The organism is Anaerobacillus alkalilacustris (assembly GCF_001866005.1).
Taxonomy (GTDB): domain Bacteria; phylum Bacillota; class Bacilli; order Bacillales; family Anaerobacillaceae; genus Anaerobacillus; species Anaerobacillus alkalilacustris.
Window position 1 is genome coordinate 434,584 of the sequence record NZ_MLQR01000001.1, and the last position, 18,658, is coordinate 453,241.

Annotated in this window: 14 protein-coding genes and 1 other annotated feature; all 14 genes read right to left on the bottom strand. The window is 37.1% G+C overall.

What is annotated here, in order from left to right; translation table 11 throughout:
- Nucleotides 1-98: 98 nt before the first annotated feature.
- Nucleotides 99-455: a type II toxin-antitoxin system RnlB family antitoxin gene (locus BKP37_RS02305; RefSeq protein ID WP_071308087.1), complete on the bottom strand. Its 357-nt coding sequence runs from the start codon at nucleotides 453-455 to the stop codon at nucleotides 99-101.
- Nucleotides 456-481: 26 nt separating this feature from the next.
- Nucleotides 482-2,206: a ribonuclease H1 domain-containing protein gene (locus BKP37_RS02310; RefSeq protein WP_071308088.1), complete on the bottom strand. Its 1,725-nt coding sequence runs from the start codon at nucleotides 2,204-2,206 to the stop codon at nucleotides 482-484.
- 256 nt (nucleotides 2,207-2,462) lie between these two features.
- Nucleotides 2,463-4,007 carry a terminase large subunit gene (locus BKP37_RS02315; protein ID WP_071308089.1) on the bottom strand — a complete coding sequence of 515 codons (1,545 nt, stop codon included), beginning with the start codon at nucleotides 4,005-4,007 and terminating at the stop codon, nucleotides 2,463-2,465.
- Complete coding sequence (locus BKP37_RS02320; protein WP_026673625.1) at nucleotides 4,000-4,482, bottom strand: phage terminase small subunit P27 family; 483 nt, start codon at nucleotides 4,480-4,482, stop codon at nucleotides 4,000-4,002. Before BKP37_RS02320 ends, BKP37_RS02315 begins: the two co-directional genes overlap by 8 nt.
- A gap of 585 nt (nucleotides 4,483-5,067) precedes the next feature.
- Nucleotides 5,068-6,345 carry an IS4 family transposase gene (locus tag BKP37_RS02330; RefSeq protein ID WP_071308091.1) on the bottom strand — a complete coding sequence of 426 codons (1,278 nt, stop codon included), beginning with the start codon at nucleotides 6,343-6,345 and terminating at the stop codon, nucleotides 5,068-5,070.
- An 875-nt stretch (nucleotides 6,346-7,220) separates the two neighbouring features.
- Nucleotides 7,221-7,346: a hypothetical protein gene (locus tag BKP37_RS20635; protein WP_281242981.1), complete on the bottom strand. Its 126-nt coding sequence runs from the start codon at nucleotides 7,344-7,346 to the stop codon at nucleotides 7,221-7,223.
- Between the two features lie 464 nt (nucleotides 7,347-7,810).
- Nucleotides 7,811-8,053, bottom strand: a complete 243-nt coding sequence (locus BKP37_RS02340; protein ID WP_071308093.1) for a hypothetical protein — start codon at nucleotides 8,051-8,053, stop codon at nucleotides 7,811-7,813.
- Nucleotides 8,054-8,669: 616 nt separating this feature from the next.
- A complete protein-coding gene (locus tag BKP37_RS02345; protein ID WP_071308094.1) occupies nucleotides 8,670-9,236 on the bottom strand; it encodes a Uma2 family endonuclease in 567 nt (188 codons plus the stop codon).
- Between the two features lie 587 nt (nucleotides 9,237-9,823).
- Nucleotides 9,824-10,435: a hypothetical protein gene (locus tag BKP37_RS02350; protein WP_071308095.1), complete on the bottom strand. Its 612-nt coding sequence runs from the start codon at nucleotides 10,433-10,435 to the stop codon at nucleotides 9,824-9,826.
- Between the two features lie 34 nt (nucleotides 10,436-10,469).
- Nucleotides 10,470-10,679: a hypothetical protein gene (locus BKP37_RS02355; RefSeq protein WP_139193036.1), complete on the bottom strand. Its 210-nt coding sequence runs from the start codon at nucleotides 10,677-10,679 to the stop codon at nucleotides 10,470-10,472.
- Between the two features lie 360 nt (nucleotides 10,680-11,039).
- Nucleotides 11,040-12,710 (bottom strand): 2-isopropylmalate synthase, encoded by a 1,671-nt coding sequence (locus BKP37_RS02360; RefSeq protein WP_071308097.1) that lies wholly within the window; start codon nucleotides 12,708-12,710, stop codon nucleotides 11,040-11,042.
- Nucleotides 12,711-12,778: 68 nt separating this feature from the next.
- Nucleotides 12,779-13,022 (bottom strand) — a binding site (T-box leader).
- Nucleotides 13,023-13,431: 409 nt separating this feature from the next.
- The gene (locus BKP37_RS02365; RefSeq protein ID WP_071308098.1) at nucleotides 13,432-15,741 is read right to left on the bottom strand and encodes a thiamine pyrophosphate-dependent enzyme; all 2,310 of its coding nucleotides are present in this window, start codon (nucleotides 15,739-15,741) and stop codon (nucleotides 13,432-13,434) included.
- A gap of 19 nt (nucleotides 15,742-15,760) precedes the next feature.
- Nucleotides 15,761-16,768, bottom strand: coding sequence for a 2-oxoacid:acceptor oxidoreductase family protein (locus BKP37_RS02370; protein ID WP_139193037.1), 1,008 nt, complete (start codon nucleotides 16,766-16,768; stop codon nucleotides 15,761-15,763).
- 918 nt (nucleotides 16,769-17,686) lie between these two features.
- On the bottom strand, nucleotides 17,687-18,655 hold the full coding sequence (locus tag BKP37_RS02375) for an NAD(P)-dependent alcohol dehydrogenase (RefSeq protein WP_071308100.1): 969 nt from the start codon (nucleotides 18,653-18,655) through the stop codon (nucleotides 17,687-17,689).
- Nucleotides 18,656-18,658: the final 3 nt, after the last annotated feature.

Below are 18,658 nucleotides of genomic sequence, written 5' to 3' on the forward strand. Positions count from 1 at the left end.
TGTTCATAAAAAAGGAGCAAGACATATAGTCTTACCCCTCCCGCAAATGAAATATTATTTGGATTAAGGCATTACTCAAGCCTTCCAACAGTTTTTTGCTATATAGCATCACCAGTTGTAATTAGGTACTGAAGGGCTTTTGGTAGTACACTGTTTTTTACGAGCTGTTCATTTTCCTTAAAAAACGATGAGCTCTTTTGACGAATATTTTCGTCAACATAATCTGCAATTTTTATTGATTGTCTTTGGCAAGCATCATTTACAACATTACATTCCACAAAACGGTTCTTTTTGTTTCCATGAATTAGCATAAAGTCAACCAAAATCTTACCTTGCCCTATACTCACTACATTGTCTAGCTTTGCTAAATCACTGAGGGAGCTGCGAAAACTTGTCGCGATAAACAAGTAGTCATATGGGGCATTATTAAGTTGTATCACATCAAAATTAGCCATAGTAACCACCTTCTCCCTCAGTTATTTTATGCTATAAGATACGTATATGTTCGTTCAATCAGATCAATGACTTCATTTACAATTTGATCTGCTTCTAGTTTATCCTCTAAAATGCGAGTAGTAAATAATATTTGTTCCGAATGAAATAAGGTATGACGATTTTTCTTCAAGTAATTATAAACTTCCTCAAGTACTGCTTTGCTTTTATGATTCGATAATCTATCAACAGTGTCTTTCTTTAAAACGTGTGAATCATTTCTTTTTACATATTTAAAATGACTCCCACATTGCTCTCCATATTTATGCCCAATTACGATATTCTCTATACTAAATGTGTGCATTAGGTACCCTTCCAAAGCACGCAATGCCGGAAAAGCGTAACAAGAGTAATCTTCCACTTCCCTACCGATTTTTTTAAGCGCAATTGCAGGGGAAAGAATTTTGAAAAGCGTGTCGTCAATCTTTCCATATGTGTTTGGCATTAACCGCTGAAGCTCAGTTCGTGTATCTTCGACTTTTACATCCACTTCATGAAAAGAATTATTAGCTTCAACAACGTCAGTCATACTGATTTCTGGGCAGTAGGACAGAAAAGACATTGCTTCCGTATAGAGATAAGCCGGTTTTCCTTGCAAGACAACTTTACCTGTTTCATAGATATTTATGTTTAATCGGTCACCTTTGGTGCTCAGAAATTTACACTGTTCATATTTTGGATTTTCATGATGGATACAGTCTTTTGAAATATCTTCTAATCCTTCTAAAAAGTCCACAAGTTTATATGACCACTCCTGAGTAATCCTAAACGTATGTGATTTGGAAACACCAGTATCTTTATAATCACTCAATTCAATAATCCGTTCTTTAAGTACAGAGGAAAATTCCGTATTTTTCCCTGTTGGGCTCATCGTTGTTGTCCCATTATTCTTACTATGAAAGTTTAAAGAGCACGGTTTGTCATTTACTGTGAAATCACACTTATTAACGTTGCCCTTCTCTTCCAGGGATATGAAATGAAAATCATCCCATTCTTGAGTACCAGCAGTCTTAATTAGCTCTATTAAATCGGTAGGATCTACATAAATACCAATATTTTTTGGCTTTTCGGAGACACTATCTACTGAGTTCTCTACAGATTCTGTTTGCACAAAAGCTTCCTTAGCCAATTTATCTGCCAAATCGTTAAATTCATCACCAGAGTGGCTTTTAACCTTAACGAATTTAACATTTACATCATTTTTAATTTTGTCAAAATATTGTTTATAAGCAATAGTGCCTGTTTTCTTTGCTTGCCACTCACCTGTACACCATTTAGCAATGCCTTCGTAATCATGATGAATTGTCAGGCTCTTGGCTTCCCTTTCGACAGCAAAAGCCATCGCTCTTTCTGAACCCTTAATTTCCCCTGCTACATTCCTCATGGAAACTAGGTCAGGATCACTAAATTTTTCAGCAAAATGTGTTTGTTCTCCTTGGTAAAAAATAACTGCACCGTAAGAAAACTCATTGCTCACTTCATTAAAGCTACCATCAACATAAGCTACAACTTCAGCTTCACTTTCGGCCGCCCTATCTTTTTCCGGATCGCCAGTTTCTTGTGTGCCAGTCAAGTAGGTTTCTGCCTGTGCTTTACTCGTAAAGCTTTTATATTCTGCACCTGGGTATCCGTGTACATTTTGTTTGCATTCATCCCATGTAGTAAAGATCCCAGTTCTTTTGCCTTGTTTTACTGCATAGTATTTTTTAGCCACCTGTATCACCGCTCCTGTAAGTGCAAATTTCTTTGCAAATTTATTAATGATAAAAATATGAAAAAGTGCCTTACAGAATGGAGATTGAAGAAAATCTATCTTAAACCAAATAAACAACCAGTTTCTAATCAAAAGAACTAGTTGCCCAGGCACATATGAAATATTAAACTATCTGTCTATTAAACTAAACTCTTATTATTATACGTTAGTTAGGGACAGTTTGCAATGAAAACAAATGCAATGACTGGTTCTGAACTCATAGTATCAATATCCCTCGACCATTATAAACGCTCTCTCTATTTTCGTTTCTTATTGCTCGATCTAAAGCCATAATCATTGCCACGGCACCGTCTATTCGCTCGGTGCTTTTCTCTTTATCAGGCTTTATATTGCCTGCTGGGTCTGTTTTAACAAAGATGTTGTCCATCATCCACCGTAATACTGGATTTCCACCATGAACGATTCTTCTTTCTAACGTTATTTTCATCAATTCCTTTGAAGCTGGAGACATATCTTTATATCCTTGACCAAAAGGAACAACAGAAAAGCCCATTCCCTCTAAGTTCTGAACCATTTGTACCGCACCCCATCGGTCAAAGGCTATTTCTTTAATGTTATACTTCAATCCTAGCTCTTCGATAAATTTCTCAATAAATCCATAATGAACTACGTTTCCTTCAGTGGTTTTGATATAGCCTTGTTTCTCCCAAATGTCATAAGGTACATGATCTCTCCTAACCCTTACTTTCATGTTTTCATCAGGGATCCAAAAGTAAGGGAGAACAATAAACTTCTCATCATCAGTCTTTGGTGGAAAAACAAGTACAAAAGCTGTAATATCCGTTGTACTCGAAAGGTCTAAGCCACCATAACACTCTCTACCACGGAGCAAGTCCAAATCAACCGGTTCATCGCAAGCGTCCCATTTCTCCATTTGCATCCAACGAGTTGATTGCTTCACCCATTGATTTAGCCGCAACTGTCTAAAGATGTTCTCTTCCGCAGGGTTTTCCTTTGCACTTAGATACGCATTTCTTACTTTTTCTATGTCAATGGTATGGCCAAGAGATGGATTGGCTTTGTACCAGTTTTTTTCGTCAGTCCAGTCATCGTCATCATCAATTCCGTAAATGGCAGGATAAAAAGTAGGGTCAATTTTTCTACCGTCCAAAAGATCCACTGCCTTTTGGTGTACTTCATAACAAATCGAATTTCGGTCTGTACCTGCCGTAGTAATTAAAAAGAACAAAGGTTGCAAGCGAGCATCACCAGACCCCTTGGTCATTACATCGAATAAATCTCGGTTCGGTTGAGCATGTAGCTCATCAAACACAACAGCATGAACATTCAGGCCATGTTTCGTGTACGCTTCAGCGGAAAGAACCTGATAGAAACTATTCGTAGGTTTATAGACTAGTCGTTTCATTGACATAACAGGTTTAAATCGTTTCTTCAATGCGGGTGACTGTTCTACCATTTCTACTGCAACGTCAAACACAATCGAAGCTTGTTGCCTATCTGATGCACAACCATAAACTTCAGCTCCCCACTCCCCATCACCACAGGTCATTAATAAAGCCAGAGCAGCTGCAAGCTCACTTTTCCCATTCTTTTTTGGAATTTCAACATAAGCTGTATTATATTGTCGGTACCCATTATCTTTTACCGTTCCGAAAATATCCCTGACTATTTGATCTTGCCAAGGTAAAAGGTCGAAAGGAACCCCTCGCCACTGGCCTTTCGTATGCTTTAAGCAGTTTATAAAGTTAACGGCATGCTGTGCTTTTTTCTCATCATACACCCTTACCACCACCTTGAAAGAGCATAAACTCCATTGGATCATTCGCATCCGTTGGTTTGTCGGCAACAATTCTACTTCGCGATGAAGGAGTTAACCCAAACTGCTCACAGAAACGATTCATGATTTTGAGGTAGCTCTGAGCAATGGACACCTGTGGCACCTGTTGCCAGTACCCTGAAGGGGTTTTTACAATCGTTCCATGTTTCGTGATAAATTCTTCTGCCTCTTTCCACCTTGCATAGGCTTGGCAGTATCCCGCAAAGGCTGCCATATCTACTTCTGTTAATATTCCTAGCTGCTCCAATTGCTTCACCATTCTGCGCCACTCTTTTTTAGCTTCAGGTTCTAACCAAGCTGGGCATCTAGGGGCTTTCTTATCCGGCTTGGGTTCATTTTGATTAAGATCTCGCTTTCCCGGATTGCCTTCCAATGCTTTAATCGCTGTTGGTTTTGGTTTCCTTCCCCGTTGGGCCACAGGCTCAATGTCATCAGGCTAAAGAGCCAATAACTTACAAATTACATCTAAACCTCTAAATCAGGAAAATATAATCCAGTCTAAAGAAAAGTTTATCAACCAACTTAGGAAAAAAGGCAATAGGATACCCGGGGCTTGTATGTCATTTTTTTACAAGTCCTTGTTTTCTTACTCTCCAATTCTATTAAAAGCTTACACGTTACTCTTTTAAGCTAAAACGAAAATCCTTACAGACATCTCTTTCTATTAAGTGAATATTTATTTGCTTTCAATCCCATATTACGCTTAAAACTTCTCCCAGGTCGTATAGGCACCTTATTTCGTACGATTTCTTGCATGATGCGATGGAAGAGAGAGGTGCGTTTTTCCGGCTGCTTTTCTAGAAACATNAGAATCAACGAATTTTTCAACTTTCCAACAAGGATATTGGCATTTACTTCATACTTATGTTTTAGGTCTTTTCCGTCATTTTCCTCTGTAATCTTTTCATTCGCTTCGTGTTTCAAAAGCGCCATCATATTGCCTAAATAAACCGAAGCGTAAAAGTCCTGTTCCACAGAGATGGCAGTGTCACCTGTAAAATTTTCAANACAGACATCTCTTTCTATTAAGTGAATATTTATTTGCTTTCAATCCCATATTACGCTTAAAACTTCTCCCAGGTCGTATAGGCACCTTATTTCGTACGATTTCTTGCATGATGCGATGGAAGAGAGAGGTGCGTTTTTCCGGCTGCTTTTCTAGAAACATNAGAATCAACGAATTTTTCAACTTTCCAACAAGGATATTGGCATTTACTTCATACTTATGTTTTAGGTCTTTTCCGTCATTTTCCTCTGTAATCTTTTCATTCGCTTCGTGTTTCAAAAGCGCCATCATATTGCCTAAATAAACCGAAGCGTAAAAGTCCTGTTCCACAGAGATGGCAGTGTCACCTGTAAAATTTTCAAGTTGAAGCCTGCTTTTTAATTCCATGTATTTAACTTCAATTCCCCACCTTTTAAAATAAAGCTCTTTGAATTCTTGAATACCCCAGTCTTCATGCATTACATTTGTAACGAGAATTTCTTCAATTCCAGAATCTAAAGTGAATCGTAGAACACGTAAAGCAATCACTTCTCCATCCACACCTTTTATCTGAATTCGTTGGTCTGGACCCTTGCTCTCATTGATTTCTTTCAATGTTGAAGAAGAAACGCGCATTAAAAACTTAATGGTGTTACTGTGTAAGTATGAGATGAAATGTCTAGAGGGATATCCCCGATCAAAGAGGATAAGGTCATTTTTCAAGCCCATTACCTTAAGTTTTTCAATCAGTTCAATGGCCACATCTCGCTCACTAGTATTGTACCGAGTGATTATTGATGCGATCATGATTTTGTTTTCGATATCATAAATACCGGAAGCGAGAGCACGGGCAAATTTTTTCGTTTTATTTTCACAAAAGCCGAATGCCATTCTTAATCGTTCAGAATTATTTAATTCTAAAATAGAGGCATCAATAGCGGAAAGCCTATACCCTTTANACGTATTTATGACGCCATCTTCATAAAACCACTCTGTCACAACGTCTACTAATTTCATAAATGCGTTCGGAGATATTTTCTGTCGAGCTTCAGAAAACCCCTGCTTCGATATACTTACATCGGGCAGATTTAGTAGCTTGTGAAAATCATCTAATTCAAGTTGAATCGATTTTTTCACGAAATTCAAACAAAATAATATAAGGCTTGAAAAGTCCATTTTGTTGTTTCCAAGACGTGTAAAGTAGGTCGACTTCATCCGTGACTCACACATAAATATTACATCGTTCAAAAGCCGTTCTGTCACACGTACTGCCTCTAAAAAAGTCTTATTTTCCATATCAAAATCCCCACCATCACATTTGATATACCAACGAAAGGTATTCAAATCGATTGTTAGGCGTTTTTTCAAAAGTCAAGTTATTTCTCTATATTTCAATGATTATTTTACGGGACTTTGATAGTAGCTCATTACAAAAAAAGAAGCAGAAAGTAACACGGACTGCTGAAAAAGTCCAAATTTTTTTATCTGAAAAATAATATTCAAAAAACGAGCCTCTAGAATCGCTTCTAAGGCTCGTTTGAGGGTTAGGGCGACATTTTTGCCCCCCTATAATCATTCGTTTTTCAAAAACATTCACTTTTTCAGTGGCCTCAAAGTAACATTCCAATATTTGTATCCTTAGCCTGATGACATTGNCTTTGATAGTAGCTCATTACAAAAAAAGAAGCAGAAAGTAACACGGACTGCTGAAAAAGTCCAAATTTTTTTATCTGAAAAATAATATTCAAAAAACGAGCCTCTAGAATCGCTTCTAAGGCTCGTTTGAGGGTTAGGGCGACATTTTTGCCCCCCTATAATCATTCGTTTTTCAAAAACATTCACTTTTTCAGTGGCCTCAAAGTAACATTCCAATATTTGTATCCTTAGCCTGATGACATTGGGGTCAGACCCCATACCCCTCCTTACCCCTCCTTACCCCTCCTTACCCCTCCTTGCTTTTCTACATTCTTTTGTCCTTCATCATCGGCTTTATGAAGGACATTTTTTTGATGAAATTGCCTCTTTAGCACAAAAAGGAGTTTTTGGGAACGACAAACTCCATCTATTCGTTGAAGCACACGTTTACTTGAAGGTACAAGGGGAGCACAGGAATCCTGTCCAATTTGGATATTATTTCAAGAACAAGAAAAAAGAACCTAATAGGTAGGTCCTTATTGATTTTTTAGCATTCGCTTAAAGTCTTTTACTTCACGTTCATGTTTAATTGAAGGAACTGATAAAGTATCAATAACACGCTGATGGTCTCCTAATGTATCTTTTAACATTTGTTTTTTCATCTATATGTTTCTCAATGCGTTAAAAGTATGACCCTAAGCCACTGATAAGGTTATCTTTAATACAATACTTGAAAGATCTTTTTTCACCTCTTGCTGCTCGTTTTCTAAACCATCTAAACGGTTAGTAACCTTTTGAAGCTCGGCATGTATTTTTTTTCAAAGTATCTTCCATATCTTGATCTACAATTCTATCATTAAGCACTATACAGTACCTTTTTAGGTTGTCACAAGCACTTGGGTGTGTTGGTAGCTGATTTCACTTCTAAAACCTGTATTCCGAAAACTACACCAATATCAGTTATCTTATTCCATTCAAAAAAGTTAAAACACCCCAATTTATTTCAATATACTTATATGCTAACAAGAAATCTATGCTTCTTCCACAAACCTGTTCGTTAACACAATAAGCAGTGCTTATCAAAAATGTTGAAGTAATGCTGATCGTTATTTAAATAAGAAATATCTTATCCTTCGCGAAAACCTAAATATCGTATTTCTCTTCCGTCTACAATAGCGATATAAATATCACCCTTTTCAATCGGTTTATATATTTTTGTTCCTACGGGTAATTTTGTTGCTGTACCTTCGGTGAAATCTCTACCATCACTTGATTGTCTAACTATTTCTAAAACTACATTACCTAATGTCAAATCTGCTTTTTTTACCCAATCAATTCTTTCGGCATTAACGTAAACCACTTCATTCATAAGGAACATATCTTCTTTTTTGTTTTCGGATAAAATTTCATTAGCGGTGGACTACCAATATGCAGCCGTCCCTCTTCAGCCATCTTCAACTCATTATTACAGGCAGATAACGTATTTGCTATAAACATAAGTATTAAGAACCTTTTCAATTCATACCTTATTTACTACTCTTTTATATTCAATTATTAGCGTAAAGAGAAGTAAAGCTTGTTTATTTAAACGCGCATTAGCGAAAAAGCGCTCCTACTTCTGTTACAGAACGCAGCTCGTTTGTTTAACAAACAAATATCTGTTTAAGGCTGCTTAGTTTTAACCAAAACTGGAGCCGTCCGTCGTTTTCTTCTAAAATCATATTTTTAATAACAGAGATACCCCATTTCTTAAAATAGGAAATGGGGTGTCTACAAAAAAATATTAATAAAAAGAGGATGTCTCAAAAATGGTTGGCATCAACTATATACAGAGGTTCGGTTTCGACATCCATCTATAAATAGTTGTGATACGGTGTCAGACACTTTGTTTTAGGACACTCTCATCAACTGTCACTTAAAATGGCTTTTGTATTTTACAGTATTTGGTGGAACAACATTCCTGTCCTCTCGTTCCCTTTTCATTATTATTGTGAAAAGACATTTTCTAATGCCACCTCAAACCCACTAAGTACTTTGGAAGAAACTCTTCCTTTTCCAGTTTTAATATCAAACTGCTCGTACATTCCTTCTGAATTTAAAACATAAACGGTAATTGACTCAAGCATTGGATTGACAATCCAATACTCGCTGACACCAAATTTCATATATAAATTAAGCTTTGTAATTAGGTCATGTGATTGATTAGATGGGCTTAGGATTTCTACAATAAGTGCAGGAACACCTTGATATTTCGTTTCCGTAAACCCTTTTTTGTCACAAATAATGCTTATATCAGGAATTACTATTTTATTTCCTTCGATCCCTTCCTTTTTAAGCTCAATATCATAAGGAGCTACAAATACTTCACAGGGACCATCTTCAAGGAAATTTCCAAACTTTAGCTGTAAACGGCTTGAAACCCTCTGGTGTTTTGTTGATGGGGAAGGTGACATATAGATTATGCCGTCTATATACTCTAATAAACAATCTGTTTCACTTCTCATAGCATAAAATTTCTCTATTGTAATAAAAGAATTTTTGCTTATCGACAAAACTTCCACCCATTTCTATTAATTTTTTTCTAATTATAACATAAATCAAGTGACAAATCCTTGTCACTTGTCGAGGATCCTACAATACACACATCCTCTTTTATTCTATTTTTACGTTGTATGCCAACCCCTATCCATAGGAACTTTTTCAGAGTGAAAAATATCTAACATTCTTTAAAGTTGAAAATGAATACAATTTTATCTAAATTGTTAACTACTTTTATAAGTATAATAGACATAAATAAAGGATATGTATTTGAGATGGGCGATTCACCTACTTTTTGGATTATATGGGATATTACAGCGAAATTTTAGGAAGGTGGTTGTTTTATGAAAAATAAAAACGGTATGTGAAGACGGTATTTTGTGTGATTATGGGGCGTAACAGAGTTGGCTTTGGGACCTTCAAGTCTAGATGGAACATTTCAGCGGACTGAGCGGGTTCTTATTTTGCTTAATAATTCGGTTGGGCAATTTTCACGGACTCGGAAGCTCCACATTCATCTACCGTAACGGCCTTGTTCCATTCCAAAAGCAAAAATAAAAAACAGGCCAGTCGAAAATTTTCAACGGCCTGCATTGTTCTATCAAATCGTGGCGTTCTTCAACCCTACTACATTACTAATTGGTATGGTCGGATCGTGGTCAAACCGGTTTAAATACGTGCTTTCATGTGACTTTGGTGTTAGGATGATAAGCTTTCTTTGTAACTCATTGACGTACAGGTCAAATACTTTTGATTTGCGATTTTCACCGAAGGCACTGTCAAATTCGTCTAAAACAATAAAGCCTGGAGCTGTTTGAAGATTTTGCAAAAGCGCAAGGGCAATTAGTAGCGAACTTAATGACTCTTCACCACCTGAAACTCCTTTTCCAACTTTGTCGCCTCTTGCTTTTACACTTACATCCTGCATTACTCCTCTATGTCCTTCTTTTCTCGCTTTAATATACAGTCTAAATAAAGTACGTTTCCGTTTATCTTCAAACGTTTCCCAGCTTATTTCTCCATCAAATTGGAACTGTGACATATACGACCAAAAGCGTTGTTGTAATTCTAACACTCTCATATTGACTGTTTTTTCGAGATGATCATTTAATTGCTCTGTTCGTTCAATGTCTTGCTCTAACAATATTTTGGTTCGTATGTATTCATTGTCTAAGCTCTCGAATTCTTGCTTCACAACTTCATAATTGTCCAAAGCGGCTCAGTCTACATCTTCAGTAGCGGCGTGGTTAAACCCGCTCGTTCATCATCTGTTGTAAGGAATCTCTTAACTCGATTTGACCTTCCCCAATAACTTTATCATACACAAATGTATGGAACTTTTGTAAGTTAATAAGTTCCTCTGTATAATTGATTAACTTAAGTTCATTTGATTTAATAAAATTTTCTTTCTCTGTTATTTTGTTTGTTATCCCTTTCAAATTATGCTTCTCTTTCATTTGGCCTAGCTCTAAATAGATGGCTTCTTCTCTTTTCAACTCTGTTTCTAACAACTGTATTTTCAAAAATAACAAATGCTACTTTCATTCTTAGTTTCCCCCTCATATTGATTAGTCCTGCTTCGATAGTTCAATAACATAAAGACTATTTTATTCTTCTATATTTGCTTTCATTAGAGAGGCAATCTTTTGTTCATTGTCATATGAAATCTGTTCCAAGTGATTGATGACAAGTTTTTGACGGTCAAATAGATGGTTTGAATTAACTCCGCCTTACCCTCTATCTTGTTGATTTTTAATCTAAATCCTTGAACTCCCTTGTTCATACCAATAAGAAAATCAGCATCAACATCCTGTAATTTATAGTTGTAAGCTTGATACCATGTTGTTAACGGCACTAAACAGGGCTTTTACTGAGGATGTCATAATATCATTGTCAATTCCGCAGCCCCAATATACAGCACCATTCTTTGCGGTAATTCCTACATAAGAGACAGCGTTTGAACCTGAGCCTATTTCTAGCGCATGCTGCTTATAGATCAAATCTGTATAGTTGATACCCAATTGGGTTTGAAGAGCGTTACTGATAGCATCAAGCCTTCCATTTCCCACACCAGTAAATTCATGTTCTTCATTATTCATCCGGATCGATACGATCGTTTCATAATGACCATTTTGAGTGTATTTGTATCGGATTAATTCTATAGGGGTATTAATATTTACATATTCGTTAATGAAAATGTCATAGATTTCATTCGGCATAAGTTCCTTGTGCTGATGATCTGAAACATTTTTCACACAATATCCAAAACTCTCACGCATTTCGCTAGGCAGATCAATTCCATACTTTTGCTGAAGGATATAACCGATGCCCCCCTTACCAGATTGACTGTTAATTCGGATGATATCACCTTCATATTCTCTTCCTATATCCATCGGATCAATTAAAAGATAAGGGACAGTCCAATCATGACATTCTTCTTCATCACGCCATTTCATACCTTTGGCAATGGCATCTTGATGGGAACCTGAAAATGCAGTAAAGACAAGTTCACCGCCATATGGGTGTCTTTCGTGAACCTTCATCCTTGTTAATTTTTCATATTTGGAAATAATGTTAGGGATGTTTTCAAAATTCAACTTAGGATCTACCCCGTGTGAATACATATTTAATGCAAGCGTTACGATGTCAACGTTCCCAGTTCTTTCTCCATTTCCGAACAATGTTCCTTCGACTCTTTGGGCTCCGGCAAGCATTCCTAGCTCGGCATCTGCCACCCCAGTTCCTCTGTCATTGTGCGGATGAAGTGATAGGATAACATTATCACGGTAGCTCAAATTTTCACTCATATACTCAATTTGACTTGCGTAAACGTGAGGCATGGACATTGATACTGTAGCTGGTAGGTTGATAATTACTTTGTTATCAGTTGAGGGCTGCCAAATATCAAGTACCTTGTTGCAAATTTCAAGCGCAAAATCGACTTCTGTACCCGTAAAACTTTCTGGAGAATACTGAAATTGAAAATTCCCTTCAGTTTCTGCAGCATATTTCTTTAGCATTTTTGCTCCAGTTACAGCAATATTAACAATTTCTTCCTTAGATTTTCTAAATACTTGCTCACGCTGTGCCACAGATGTGGAATTGTACAAGTGTACCACCGCTTTATTCGCACCTTGTAACGCTTCGAATGTTTTTTTGATAATATGTTCTCTTGACTGTGTTAAAACTTGAATTTTCACATCATCCGGAATCAAATTTTCTTCAATTAATGTACGTAAAAAAGCAAATTCGGTTTCCGAGGCAGCAGGAAAACCTACTTCGATTTCCTTGAAACCTACTTGTAAAAGTAACTGAAAATATTCTAACTTTTCCTCTAGACTCATCGGGACGACCAAAGCTTGATTTCCATCGCGAAGATCCACACTACACCAGGTAGGAGCTTCTGTAATATACTCCTTCTCTGTCCATTTCAAGCTTTGTACTGGGGGCATAAAGTAACCTCTAGAATATTTATTTGTATTTTTCATTCTGACTCCTACCTTCTCATTAATAATTGTTTGTTTATTAAAATAAAAAAGCCCCGTCTCTATAAAAATATAGAGACGAGGCATTACTCGCGGTACCACTCTAATTGATTAACAATAATAATATTAACCCACTTATTTTCGGTGGCAATCACCACCTATCTAGATAACGGTAGAAAACCGACATCCCCTACTGACTATATTCAGGGAGTAGCTCTTGGATGAGTTCAAAGGGTGTAACTACCGATTCCCACCAACCATCGGCTCTCTGACAAGTTAATAATTCCTTTTACTATTTCCAATCTTTGCTTATTATTATTAAATTAAATAATATAATATATCGATAAACTCGAGTTGTCAATACTATATTTATGGGACAGAGGGACAGGTTCTTACAAATTTCAAAATGGATAGTAGTTTTTATTGCTTTTAGTATGTTGCTAATTCTATTAATTACAGGTTATAGAAGACACAAAAAATCTAGCGGATCAGAAGAAAGGTTCATCTGTTAATGGCCTTTTCATTTCTTTTTTTCGTAATTGTTTATATTTTTAACTAGTTTTGGGAAGATGGACAAGTTCTCTGTCCCAAGCCAGAAAAGGTTCCTTTAATCCGGTAATAATTTACATTCGCAGGAACGGTTCTTGGAAAGGACAGGTTAGGCTACCTAATTCTTTTGGGACAAGATACTGTCCCTTTTGTCCTGCCTTTAATCCCACTTTATTTATAAATAAGGACTTTCATGTTTTGCTTTAAGCTGATTCCAGCGGCGTTCTACCTCATCATTAAACATTTGAAGGACTTCCTTACTATCTTCTTTTAGTAAATGCTTTGTTTTCCCCATCAGCGTTAACCAATCGGAAACGTCAATTCGTTTCTTTTTCTCCTCAGGATTATACGTGATGGTCGTAACGCCATGTTCAACCTCATAAAGCGGGAAGAAACAGGAGTTAACAGCAGCTTCTACAATGGTTTGCCCTAATTCGTCTTTTGATTTCCAGTTTAGCGGGCAAGTGATTAAGATTTTCCCATAAACAAGTCCTTCATTTTGCGCATACCATTGAGCTTTTGCTGCTTTTTGTAATAAATCACGGTCGAAAGCTTCTGTACCGGTGAAAACATACGGAATATGTGTTGCAGCCATAATTTGTGCCGTATCCTTATGGTGAAACGGTTTTCCTTTTTGAAAGTTACCAACACTTGAAGTACTCGTCATATGTCCCATTGGAGTTGAATACGATAATTGACTTCCCGTATTCATATAGCCTTCATTATCATATTCAAGAATAATCATTTTATGATTTCGCAAAGCAGTCCCGATAGCCGGACCCATTCCAATGTCCATACCACCGTCACCAGTAACCATAACGAAAGTAAAGTCATCACTTAGTCCTAATTGTTCAAACTCACCTCTTCGCTTTCTTTCATGAAACATTTCCACTAATCCAGATAATGTAGCCGAACCATTTTGAAATAGATTATGAATGTAGGTCGCTTTATGCGCGCTATACGGATACCCTGTTGTCACTACCATTGCACATCCCGTATGAAATAAGGTCACAATGTCCCCTTCAATTCCTTTAAAGAATAATTCTAATCCTGAGAAGATTCCACAGCCTGGACATGCTCCATGACCAGAAGCAATTCGTTTTGGCTTTTTCGTTAAACTGCGTAAAGGCGGGATGCGGACTTTTAGCCTACCAGTACTCTCATCTTTCGTCACTTTAATTAAGCCGGAATTCAAATCATCCTTTTTCATTGGATTTAGTACTCTCTTTGGAGCATTTTCCTTCTTCCCAGGTGTGTGGCCAAAGTAATCAAATGGTTTTTCTATATAGCCAGTGTCAGCAGCCTCTATCGCTAGTTGAAAAAAGTTTTCTGCATCGTCCGCAAAAAAGTCTTTGCCTCCTAAACCATAAATTCGATTAATCACCTTGGTAGAAACATTCCCGTGTACTTGGAGTGTTGCTCGTAATTCTAGGGCCATATTTCCACCATGGGCGCCATAAGAATCGGCACGGTCGCCAACGGTTACGGCTTTTACATTTTTCAATGCTTCGGCAAGCTGTTTTTGCGGAAATGGACGAATGATATTGGGAGAAATCACTCCAGCCTTTATTCCACGTGAACGCAAGCGATCGGCTACATCCTTACAAACTTCAGCTGAGGAGTTTAACATAAATACAGCAACTTCAGCATCATCCATTCGATATAGATCAAGAACAGGATAATCTCTGCCTGTTAATTCCCGATATTCCACAGCAATTCTTTCGTATACTTTTTCTGCTTTGTACATGGCTTCAGACTGCTGGAAACAGTTATTAATATAATCGGGTTCATTCATATACGGTCCAATTGTCACTGGATTTTCTCGATCTAATGCATGAAGAAACCCTGTCGGTGGTTCACCTATAAACTGATGTACATCCTCTTTATTTTTAAACACTTGTACGCGTCTTTTTTGGTGAGAGGTAAAATAGCCATCAAACGACACGATAACCGGCAAGCGAACTTCAGGATCTTCCGCTAATTTAATCGCAATTAAATTCATATCATAAACCATTTGCGGTTCACGAGCCATCAAAATTGGCCACCCTGTGTTTAAGGCAAAATATAGATCTGAATGGTCGCCATGAATATTTAATGGTCCAGATACTGAACGATTGACTAGGTTTAAAACCATTGGAAAGCGTGTTCCAGATTGAACGGGCAGCTGCTCAAGCATATACAAAAATCCGTTTGCACTAGTAGCGTTAAAAACACGCCCTCCACCAGTTGAAGCTCCGTAACATATTCCTGCTGAGCCGTGTTCGCCATCTGCAGGAATTAATACGATATCATGCTCGCCTTTAGCCTTCATACTATCAAGAAACTGAGCCACTTCCGTTGAAGGAGAAATCGGATAATAGCCCATGACATGATAATTGATTTGGTGAGCTGCAAACGCCGCCATTTCATTTCCAGATTCAAAAACGATACTCTGTTCAATTTCCCCTGGTACATTCACATGATCTTTGTTAGTTTCTACTGACATCCCTCTCCCACCTTTCTGTTTATTTCGTTGCTAAATCAAATAAATGAGGTACACGATTTTTTTCAGCATAACCGTCATTGTATTCACGTTCTCTTGTTAGGGCATCAACAGGACAAGCATGAACACATTTGAGACAGCCTTTACAATACTGATAGTCAATTCCTTTTAGGAACATTTGCGGACGTCCTTTTTTATCTGGTTTTTCTTCCCATACAAAACAAAAGTCAGGGCACACTGTATCACAGGCTGCACAATTGATACATTTATCATCATGAAAGTGCGGAAGCATTCCTACACGAGAAATACTTAAATCTTTTAAAATACTGTTTCCGGGATTCGTTACCATCCCGCCGAGAGGTTGTGTTTCGTATCCAAGGAAAGGTTCATGCCTTGAGAATGATTGTAAAGCGGTTTCCTCTTTCGCTTCATAGGTTTGAAAAACCACTTCACTAAACCCTCGTTCAAATGTACGAATGTTTGGTTCAACAAGATGGGGGTATTTATTTTGAAATGTTCGACGAATGGTATTTTTCATTGATTCAGGATCTAGGAAGTCTAAAATTCGGTAAAGTGCACCTAACATTGCGGTATTTGCTTTCGTTTGTTCTTCTAAAGCTATTCCAGTGGCATCGACAACGGCAATGCTTCCGCTTGGAATATTCATTAATTTCATTAATTCGTCAGGGGATTTTAGTGAATTGACCAGAACAGTACTATCGGGATAAATCCCGCTCGTACAGTTAATCGTTTTAAATAGCGCATCATGAAAAATACCTATAACATGGGGACGTTCAATGGGTGTATTATCTCGAATGTTTGTTTTAGGATCGCAAAAACGAATATGTGCTTTCACTGGTGATCCTTTTTTCTCTGACCCATAAGAAGAAAAACCTACTCCATTTAATCCATTTCCAACTACTCCATCTTCAGAAAGCATTTTTCCTGCTAAGTTTGCTCCTAATCCTCCAATCGATTCAAGTCGGATTTCATAAAAACCTAACTCATTAACTTTTGGTAACTTTCCCAAACATAGCCCTCCCATCTCTAAAAAACACATTTCGATACTTAAATATTTAAAATATTTTTAAAATTACAACTTTATTGTAACAGCATACGAAATTGAGAACAACAGAAACTTATATTATTTTTCCTACAATAAATTTTATAGGGCATGTAACTTTTAAAATATATAGTCTATAGTACATTTTGGTATAGTACAGTTTTTTATTGTTTTGCAACAGAACGTGCAACATAGGACAGGTTTATTGTGAAAAAAGGATAATTTGTTAACTATCGTTTGATTTTTTAGTTTGCGGTGAGCGACATCACTGCCCTATAAAGATGGACAGGTTAGGCTACCTAAAATTCATTTGGGACAAGGTACCTGTCCCTTCCTTTTTTCCCTTGAAGAATTTGAACCACTTTTTAAGAAGAGATTTTGCACCCATTCAGTTACTAACTTATTGATGCGTCGGTTAATTTGAGAACCACTTATACTTTAATCCTTTAGCGAAGAATAAATGATAATGTATTTTCTCAAATCTTTGTTTACACCTTCATTCCCTAAATCGTCTATTGGTCTATCCTAATTCAAAAAAATTAAAACAGCCAATTTCCAAAATGGAAATTGACTGTCGGTGTTAATGCAATAAAAGTGTTCGACTTTGCTGAGCATATAAAAGCAAAAAAAGATTATCTGAGGACTTAACAAATGCGAGTGAAAGTAGCCTAAAGTTCTGGAATAACGATATTGATCCATTTCAATACACATCCTTACGCGCGTTTCGGATAAAATGTGACCACTGGTCATAAGTTAATTTCAGGTAGAAATTAACAGTATTTCAATGTACAGTTTAACGATTTTGGTCAGTGTAAAAAGGGATCTAGTTCCCACCGCAGTATCGTTAACGCAGTGGGGATCAAACCCCTTTTAACGTACATTCATTTAACTTTTCTCATGTTCAATCGAGATGGCTACATTGCCCTTTTTATGACCTTTCTCAGCATAGCGATGTGCTTCGGGTACTTGATCCAACGGATAGGTTCGGTCGATAACGGATGTATATTTTCCAGCCTCAATAAGTTCTTTCAAGAAGACTAAATCTTCAGACTTTTCTTGGGCGACTCCTACTATCGCCTTCTTGCTGCCTACTAATGACGTTCCAACTCCTAATAATGTATGAGAAACACCAGCCGAACCTAATAGTAAATAGCCATGTTTGGTAAGTTTACTCTTAGTTTCGAAAAAAGAAATCTTACCTACCGTGTCAAAAATAACATCATACTTCTCACCACTTTTAGTAAAGTCATTTATTGTATAATCAATTACCTTATCTGCTCCTAATGATTTAACCATTTCTAGATTTGAGGTACTACATACCCCAGTTACTTCTGCTCCATAGTACTTGGCAAGCTGAACAGCAGCTGTTCCAACAGCTCCAGAAGCGCCATAAATAAGAACCTTCTGTCCACTTTCGATTTTTACTTTTCTAAGAAAGTGTATCGCTGTCATTCCCCCAAACGGAATAGCTGCTGCTGCTTCATAGCTTAGATTTTGCGGTTTTAATGCTATTGGAGCATCTTCACGTAGACATTTGTACTCAGCATAACTACCCAAACTCATACCAGTAGATCCGTAAATTTGATCACCTTGTTTAAACCGTGTTACAGCTTTACCAACAGCTTCAACCTTACCAGCAAGGACACCTCCAAGAATAGCTCGTTTGGGTTTGGTAAAACCAAAGAAAAACCTTACTATAAACGGGTCAGCTTTTCGCAATCGCCAATCAGCGGAGTTTACTGCTGTCGCATGAATTTTAATTAATATTTCATTATCTTTAGGGAAAGGCTTTTCAACTTCTTGAAGTTGAAGAACATCAGATGGACCATATTCCTGACATACAATCGCTTTCACAAA

Coding starts and splice junctions, on each gene's coding strand:
- BKP37_RS02340 (WP_071308093.1), bottom strand. CDS start 8,053: ATGAATGAAGTGGTTTACGTTAATGCCGAAAGAATTGATTGGGTAAAA.
- BKP37_RS02355 (WP_139193036.1), bottom strand. CDS start 10,679: ATGAAAGAGAAGCATAATTTGAAAGGGATAACAAACAAAATAACAGAG.
- BKP37_RS02360 (WP_071308097.1), bottom strand. CDS start 12,710: ATGAAAAATACAAATAAATATTCTAGAGGTTACTTTATGCCCCCAGTA.
- BKP37_RS02365 (WP_071308098.1), bottom strand. CDS start 15,741: ATGTCAGTAGAAACTAACAAAGATCATGTGAATGTACCAGGGGAAATT.
- BKP37_RS02305 (WP_071308087.1), bottom strand. CDS start 455: ATGGCTAATTTTGATGTGATACAACTTAATAATGCCCCATATGACTAC.
- BKP37_RS20635 (WP_281242981.1), bottom strand. CDS start 7,346: ATGAAAAAACAAATGTTAAAAGATACATTAGGAGACCATCAGCGTGTT.